The sequence below is a fragment of the Pseudoalteromonas sp. ESRF-bin5 genome, assembly GCF_002632075.1.
Classification (GTDB): domain Bacteria; phylum Pseudomonadota; class Gammaproteobacteria; order Enterobacterales; family Alteromonadaceae; genus Pseudoalteromonas; species Pseudoalteromonas marina.
This window is the reverse complement of record NZ_NTLW01000014.1, coordinates 1-1,311: the sequence shown is the minus strand read 5'-3', so window position 1 is coordinate 1,311 and position 1,311 is coordinate 1. Positions and strand designations below refer to the sequence as shown.

Genomic DNA, 1,311 nt, shown 5'->3' with positions numbered 1-1,311 from the left:
AGTTGATATTGCTGCCTAACATTTGACATGAACGACTCGGATAACCGACCAGAATAGTTAGTTAAAGCCTCACTTTCTTTCAAAATAAACCAAACTATGTGTCGGTCATTAATCCCTTCTGAACTGTGTTTCATTAGGCTTAATACGTTCTCAGTATCTGTAGGTTTATTTAATATAATCAGGCGATTTTCCCATCGTAAACTGGATAAGTCATTCAATGGAATACTTTCACTAGCATTCGAAAACACGCTGAATACGAGTAATAGAAGGTATTTGAGATATCTCATAACATAGCCTAAAAATAGAGTTTATAAGTAAAATACGTTCTATTTGGCTTTGCGGTTTTGCTTATTTTACTTTTTGCAATCGGGACTGAAAAGTACAAGTGTAATCGATATCATGCGAGCAGCTGCGGGTACAATAATGTGTTTTTCAAGCCAACCTCACTTGTCAATCACCTCTATTGAGATGTTCTTGTACTTCATCCGAAAAACCAGCAATTTGCTCCGAACTTAGTAATCCCTGTAATTTAAACAAACGAAGCTGAAGCATAACTTTCGCTCTCGAATTATAATCAAATATTTCCGACATTTTTTTATCGCAACTATTAATCAACTTATACAAGCTAATGTATTTTTCGTGGTTCGAAAGCGCATCATTATTAATCCTTTCCACGGCGTCATCTAAAGTCATTTTGCAATATCTGTCTAACGTAGCAACCTTTACTTTTTTAAATTGTTTCCAATCTGCTTCCGAAATCATTTTAACCTCTTTAGACCTAACTAGCCTGTAATTAACTTGTTTTAATTTTATTTATCTAGCTTAAACAACCATAACCGAGTCCTATTTGGGTTCAATTAGTTCTACCAATCTTACGAGAAATGTTAGAAGAGGATATACGGTTGTTTTGGTTTTTAAAATCACATACACACCTTGCGCTTTTAAAGAATGAATGCCCAGCGCTTCGGCAATGTCCTTTGACATGACATCGTCTAGTAAGCTTAGTTCTACTACTTTGATTTTGAAATTAACGAGGTAAAACCCTGTCTTTCTAGGTTGGGTATATCTAGGCATTTTAGCCTCCCCAAAGTGATGAGGAGGTGTCCACTAAAACGGGTGAGGAGCATTATCCGACTTCAATCGTTTGTTATACGATGCCCAATTCATTTGTAGTGGTCAACTAATTTTGGCCACAGTTTTAGAATCTTGGTATCTAACCTCAGATTCATTTGGCGCTAAACCAGCATTATAATGATGTGGCCTAACGTTGTTGTAATATCCGTTGATATAATCACTCACACTATATTTAGC

At 35.9% G+C, this 1,311-nt stretch carries 2 protein-coding genes and 2 pseudogenes; all 4 read right to left on the bottom strand.

All coding sequences use genetic code 11. The features are described from left to right. Positions 1-287: DUF4174 domain-containing protein (locus tag BCG07_RS00155; protein WP_286887922.1), on the bottom strand; the 287-nt coding region annotated here is incomplete at its 3' end. A 163-nt stretch (positions 288-450) separates the two neighbouring features. Next, positions 451-762, bottom strand: coding sequence for a hypothetical protein (locus BCG07_RS00150; RefSeq protein ID WP_033025155.1), 312 nt, complete (start codon positions 760-762; stop codon positions 451-453). A gap of 180 nt (positions 763-942) precedes the next feature. After that, positions 943-1,074, bottom strand: a pseudogene (locus BCG07_RS00145) (IS3-like element ISCps9 family transposase); the annotation flags it as partial. Positions 1,075-1,176: 102 nt separating this feature from the next. Next, positions 1,177-1,311: pseudogene (locus BCG07_RS00140) on the bottom strand (IS3 family transposase); the annotation flags it as partial.